This window comes from Nonomuraea ceibae, assembly GCF_019396325.1.
GTDB classification, from domain to species: Bacteria; Actinomycetota; Actinomycetes; order Streptosporangiales; family Streptosporangiaceae; genus Nonomuraea; species Nonomuraea ceibae.
In genome coordinates this window covers 45,440-51,571 of record NZ_JAHKRO010000071.1, presented here as the reverse complement: position 1 = coordinate 51,571, position 6,132 = coordinate 45,440, and the positions used below count along the sequence as shown (strand labels likewise).

Sequence of the window (6,132 nt, the reverse complement as noted above, 5' to 3'; positions counted from 1 at the left end):
CCCCCGCCAGGGCCCCGCCCCAACCCCAAGGCCCCGCCCAACCCCAGGCCCCCGCTACACCGCGTCCGCCGCACCCCAGCCCGCCACATCCAGGTGGGTCCACCCGGGAGAGAGGCCGCCCCGCGGTACGCCCGTCGGGGGCCTGCGCCCTTGAGAGGCGCCTGTGGGGGCCGCGCCCGTGAGAGGCGCCTGTGGGGGCCGCGCCCGTGAGGAAGCTGGGCGGGGAAGTGCGCTCCCGTGGGGGGTGCGGGTTCGGTGGGGCGGTTTGGTGAGGGGAATTTCCTGATTTGGGTGATCGAATCGTTATTTGTCTGATCGTCAAGGGCGCGGTCATGATCGAGGGCGCCAGACCCCTACGCCACACCTGGAGGTGTCGTGTCCTGGCGTCCCATCACTCTCCTGGCCGCGCTGACCGTCGCGCTGGCCGTACCCGGAACGGCGCACGCCGACGATCCGCCGCCGCCCGCGGTGGAGCCGCGCGCCGGCACCGAGGCTCCCGCCGAGGTGAGCGGGCTCGCCGAGCCCGCCGCGGCGGGGGACCCGGTGGCCGCGGCCAAGGCGCACCTGGCCGATCCGCGGTATCACCTGAATCCCACCGACCTGGTGCACTTACGCACGGTCAAGGATGGCAAGGACGAGACGGTCAGGTTCGCCCAGCGCTACCGGAACCTGCCGGTGCTGGGCGGCCAGTACCTGGTCCACTTCCGCACCGAGAACGGCGTGCGGACGGTCACCGGGGCGGGCGGCCGGTTCCTCACCGAGCTGAAGGTCGACCCGGTCCCCACGGTCGGCGCGGAGCTGGCCGGGCGGCTGGCGGTCGCCACGCTGGTCCGCGACCGGACGGACCGGCGGACGGTGAAGGCCGGCGCGGGCGAGCTGGTCGTGGTGCCGCGCGGCGCCGGCGTGCTGGCCTGGCGGGTGCCGCTCAGCGGTGTGACGGCCGGGCGCCCGTTCGTGCGCGACGCGTACGTGGACGCCCGTTCCGGCCGCCCGCTGTTCGCGGTGGACCGGCTGCACTTCGCGGCCCCCGAGGGGCCGGTGGAGGCGAGCGGCGCGACCTCGGACGGCCGCGAGGTGACGTTCCCCGCCTTCCGGCGCGCCGACGGCGCGCACGAGCTGCGTGACCGCTCCCGCCCGATGTGGAACGGGACGACCGGCGAGATCCTCACCTACGACGCCGCGGGCCGGGACGTCACCGAGTTCCTCGGCGGCGGCGTCCCCGCGGACGCGAAGCTCGCCGAGTCGGCCACCGCGCGGTTCGGCCCGCAGCACACCGCCAGCGGCGCGGTGGACGCCCACTGGGGCGCGGGCCAGGTGTACGCGTTCTACCGCGGCCTGGGCCGTGACGGGCTCGACGGCGCGGGCGGCAGCATGTACTCGGTCGTCAACGTCACCCTCGAGGGCCAGCCGTTCGCCAACGCGTTCTGGGACGGCACCAAGATGGTCTACGGCGGCGGCGGAGCCGACTACCACTCGTTCGCCGCGGGCCTGGACGTCGTCGGCCACGAGATGACCCACGGCGTCATCACCAACAGCGCCGACCTGGTCTACCTGGGCCAGTCGGGCGCGATGAACGAGGGCCTGGCCGACTACTTCGGCAACGCCGTGGAGGTCGACGCGCTCGGCATCCCCATGTCCGACCCGGACGCGAGCCTGCTGGGCGAGCGGCTGTGCAAGACGCTGCCGCCGGCCCAGTGCGCGATCCGCGACCTGGACGACGGCCGCGACGCCGCCGAGGACTACATCGGCGTGACCGTGAGCCTGGACGGCGGCGGCGTGCACCTCAACTCGACGATCTTCTCCGGCGCGCTGTGGGACATCCGGGAGAAGATCGGCGGAGCCAAGGCCGACAAGCTAGTCTACAAGGCGCTGACGGAGTACATGACGCCGCTGGACGAGTTCCTGGACGGCCGCCGCGCCGTGGAGTCGGCCGCCCGCGCGGCGGGCCTGCCGGCGCGTGACCGGCTGGCCGTGGCGCTGGCGTTCGACCGGCACGGCATCAAGCCGGGCTGGGACCGGCGCATCCGCACCGACAGCCGCGTCGTCGCCGACGGGCTGACGGAGGCGTTCTTCGCCCCGGACCTGGCCGGCGGCCGCTACGTGGTGATGAACAACAGCGCCTCCGCGGATGAGCCCAGCTCCGTCCACACCGGGCGGCTGCGCGGCGGCGCCCTGGTCAGGCTGTCGCAGAACGCCGAGTGGAACTACATCCCCGTCACCGACGGCGAGCGGGCCGTGTGGGGGTCCTTCGACGACGCCCAGACCCGGTTCCGCATCCTGTCGAGGCCGCTGGATCGCGGCGCCCCCGAGACGACGGTGCACGAGACGACCGGCTACCTCGTGCAGCTGGCCGTCGAGGGCGACGTCGTCGCCTGGGAGGAGCAGGACCTGGCCACGCAGCGCAGCGAGATCTGGGTCAAGCGCGGCGGCGCGGCGCCGGTCCTGGTCACCGCCGCCGAGGACGTGACCGGCGTGTTCCCGTCGCTGAAGGACGGCAGGCTCGGCTACGTCCGCGTGCGCGGCGCGGAGCGCGTCCCGGCCGTGTACGACGTGGCGACCGGGAGGGAGACGGTGCTGCCGGTGCCCGGCTCGCGGGCCGGCATGCTGGTGCTGACCTCCCGGTACGCCGTCTGGACGCACAACGAGGACGGCGACTACACCGCCGGCCTGAGCCGGGCGGGCCTGGACGGCACGGGCGTGACCACGCTCGTCCCGGACGGCCCCGACGCGCCGATGTCCTACTGGCTCGACGCCAGCGACGGCTACGTCACGATCGCCGAGCAGATGGGCTTCGGCCTGACGAACGACGACCTGCCCAAGCTGTTCCAGCTGCCGATCGCGGGCGGCGAGCTGGAACGGGTCTCGTGCAACCGCGGCGACCAGTACCTGTTCGCCGCCGGCGAGGACCGGCAGGTGCTGTGGCTGGACGGCACCGCGGCCGACACCGACCTGGTCACCCGCCACCGGCCGGCCGGCCGCTGCTGACGGGCTGACCTGGCCCACGTCCGCCCGCCGCGCTCCGGAGGGGGGCGCGGCGGGCGTACGATGGCGGGCGGCCTGTGTCGAGACGAAGGGGGATCCTCGAGTGCGGTTTCTGGACGACGTGACGGTGGAGCTGGTCAAGCACAGCGCGTCCGACACCGACGTGCTGTGGGCGGCGCGCGTGTCCACGGCCGGCGAGCAGTCGCTGGCGGAGCTGGAGAAGGACCCCGAGCGGTCCAAGGGGCTGATCAACTATCTGATGCGCGACCGGCACGGCAGCCCGTTCGAGCACAACTCCATGACCTTCTTCGTCAGCGCGCCGATCTTCGTCTTCCGCGAGTTCCAGCGCCACCGGGTGGGCTGGTCCTACAACGAGGAGAGCGGCCGCTACCGCGAGCTGCAGCCGTCCTTCTACGTGCCGGGGGAGGACCGCAAGCTGGTGCAGGAGGGCAAGCCGGGCCGCTACGTGTTCGTCGACGGCACCGCCGAGCAGCACAAGCTCGTCACGCAGCGGATGGAGGAGTCCTACCGCCAGTCCTACGCCGCCTACGAGGAGATGCTGGAGGCCGGCATCGCCCGCGAGGTGGCCCGCGCGGTGCTGCCGGTCGGCCTGTTCTCCACCATGTACGCCACCTGCAACGCCCGCTCGCTCATGCACTTCCTGTCGCTGCGCACGCAGCACGAGCAGGCCCGGGTCAAGTCGTTCCCGCAGCGGGAGATCGAGATGGTGGCCGAGCGGATGGAGGCGGTGTGGGCGGAGCTCATGCCCCTGACCCACGCCGCCTTCGTCGCCAACGGCCGCGTCGCCCCGTAGGCGGGCTCAGGCCAGGGCGGGCAGGACGTAGACCTCGGCGCCCGGCGGCAGCGCGCAGTCGAGGCCGCCGAGGCCGCGGGAGTTCTCGCCGCACACGATCATGCTGATGTGGCGGCGGATGCGCCCGTAGTCGTCGCGGATCCGCTCCTCCAGCAGCGGATGGGTGCGGCGCAGCATGTCGAGGGCCGAGCCCAGCGTGGGCGGCGACTCATGGTCGGCGCCCACCGCGAACACCTTCACCTCGGTACGGCCGCTGACCCAGCGCCGCAGCGAGGCGGGCAGCACGAAGACCACCATGGTCACGGACTTGGCCATGGATCACAGCACCGCCGCGCGCACGGTCAGCACGTCGGGCAGGTGCCGGGCGACCGGCTCCCAGGTCTCACCGGCGTCGCGCGAGCCGTGCACCTCGCCGTCGCGGGTGCCGAAGAACAGCCCGGCCTCGGAGAACGTCATCGCGTCGCGCAGCACGGTCGCGTAGACCGGCCCCTCGGGCAGGCCGCGCTCCAGCGGGCGCCAGGCGCCGCCCGCGTCGTCGCTGCGGTAGAGGCGGTAGCGGTGATCGACGGGCGTGCGGTCCACGTCGGCGTGCAGCGGCAGCACGTACACGCTGTCGGGCTCGGCGGGGTGGGTCACGATCGGGAAGCCGAAGTCCGACGGCAGCGCCGAGCCGATGTCGTGCCAGGTGCCGCCGAAGTCGTCGCTGCGGTAGACGCCGAAGTGGTGCTGCAGGAAGAGGCGGCCGGGCTGGGACGGGTGCATGGCGACCTTGTGCACGCACTGCCCGAACTCGGGGTACTGCTGTCCTTCGGGCAGGAACGGCGCGCGGATGCCCTGGTTGGCGGCCTCCCAGGTGAGGCCGCCGTCGGCGGTGCGGTAAAAGCCGGCGGCCGAGACGGCGATCGCCATCACGCGCGGGTCGGACGGGTGGCAGACGATCGTGTGCAGGCACAGCCCGCCGCCGCCCGGCTGCCATTGCGGGCGGTGCGGGTGCTCCCACAGGCCCTCGACGAGGCTGTAGGTGACGCCGCCGTCCTCGGACCTGAACAGCGCGGCCGGCTCGGCGCCCGCCCAGACCACGCCGGGCTCCGACGGCGACGGGGTGAGCTGCCAGACCCGCGTGAGCGTCGCCCCGGTGTCGTCCGGGAAGGCGACCGGCGGCCGGTCGGCCTCCTGCCAGGTCTTGCCGAGGTCGTCGGAGTAGAGCACCGACGGGCCGAAGTGGCCGTACTCGATGCCCGCGAGCAGGCGGGGGGTCGTGCCGCGGGTGTCGATCGCCACCGCGTGCACCGCGACCGTGGAGAACTGGATCGGCTCGATCTCGAACGCGCTCCCGCCGGAGGAGCGGGCGAGGAACAGGCCCTTGCGGGTGCCGATCGCGAGCATTGCGTCAGTCATGGCATCGCTCCCATGTTCGCTTCCGGCCATCGTGCCACGTGGTTCCCTGCCGTGCGCGGGCACTGGCGAGGACTGGGCGATTTGCCGCACGATTACCCAGGAGGTAATCGAGACACTTCCCGCGAAGCGCTACGGTGCCAGACATGGGAGCCATTGCTATACAAGATGAGACTTTTGGTGATTTGTTGCGCTCGTGGCGGCAGCGGCGCCGGGTGAGCCAGCTCGACCTGGCGATCGAGGCGGACGTCTCCTCCCGGCACGTGAGCTTCCTGGAGACCGGGCGGGCCAAGCCGAGCCGCGAAATGGTCATGCGCCTGGCCGAGGAGCTGGAGGTGCCGCTGCGCCACCGCAACCGGCTGCTGGTCGCCGCCGGCTTCGCGCCGGTGTTCCCCGAGCGCGAGGTGCGCGCGCCGGAGATGGAGTCCGTACGGCTGGCGCTCGACAAGATCCTGGCCGGGCACGAGCCGTACCCGGCGCTGGTCGTGGACGCGAACTGGGACCTGGTGGCCGCCAACGCCGCGGCCGCGATGTTCATGGCGGGCGCGCCGGCGGAGCTGCTGACCGAGCCGGTCAACGTGATGCGGCTGTCGCTGCACCCCGACGCGATGGGCGGCAGGCTGGTCAACCTGCCCGAGGTGCGCGCCCACCTGCTGCACCAGCTGCGCAGGCAGGCCGAGATGTCGGGCAGCGGGCGGCTGGCCGAGCTGCACGACGAGCTCGCCGCCTACACCTACCCGGGCGTGGACCTCAACGTGGTGCGCGCGCCCGGGCCGGCCGACATCCTGATCCCGCTGCGCATCCGGGACGGCGACCGGGTGCTGTCGATGTTCACCACGATCGCCACCTTCGGCACGCCGGTGGACGTGACGGTCTCCGAGCTGGCCATCGAGACGTTCTGGCCGAACGACGAGGAGACCGCCGCCGCCTTCAGGTGACGC

Annotated in this window: 5 protein-coding genes; 3 read left to right on the top strand and 2 right to left on the bottom strand. The window is 72.8% G+C overall.

The genetic code is table 11. The features are described 5' to 3' along the window. The first annotated feature begins 375 nt into the window (after nt 1–375). Together KME80_RS33125 and thyX are read left to right on the top strand one after the other, a co-directional pair. On the top strand, nt 376–2,985 hold the full coding sequence (locus tag KME80_RS33125) for a M4 family metallopeptidase (RefSeq protein ID WP_219510483.1): 2,610 nt from the start codon (nt 376–378) through the stop codon (nt 2,983–2,985). A 100-nt stretch (nt 2,986–3,085) separates the two neighbouring features. Then, nucleotides 3,086–3,796: an FAD-dependent thymidylate synthase gene (gene thyX, locus KME80_RS33120; protein WP_219510481.1), complete on the top strand. Its 711-nt coding sequence runs from the start codon at nt 3,086–3,088 to the stop codon at nt 3,794–3,796. A gap of 6 nt (nt 3,797–3,802) precedes the next feature. On the opposite strand, the gene KME80_RS33115 is transcribed toward thyX, so the two are convergent. Beyond that, a complete protein-coding gene (locus tag KME80_RS33115) occupies nt 3,803–4,111 on the bottom strand; it encodes a ubiquitin family protein (protein WP_053174846.1) in 309 nt (102 codons plus the stop codon). 3 nt (nt 4,112–4,114) lie between these two features. Next, the gene (locus KME80_RS33110) at nt 4,115–5,194 is read right to left on the bottom strand and encodes a WD40/YVTN/BNR-like repeat-containing protein (protein ID WP_246646165.1); all 1,080 of its coding nucleotides are present in this window, start codon (nt 5,192–5,194) and stop codon (nt 4,115–4,117) included. 143 nt (nt 5,195–5,337) lie between these two features. On the opposite strand from KME80_RS33110, the gene KME80_RS33105 reads away from it, so the two are divergent. After that, nucleotides 5,338–6,129: a helix-turn-helix domain-containing protein gene (locus tag KME80_RS33105; RefSeq protein ID WP_219510479.1), complete on the top strand. Its 792-nt coding sequence runs from the start codon at nt 5,338–5,340 to the stop codon at nt 6,127–6,129. Nucleotides 6,130–6,132: the final 3 nt, after the last annotated feature.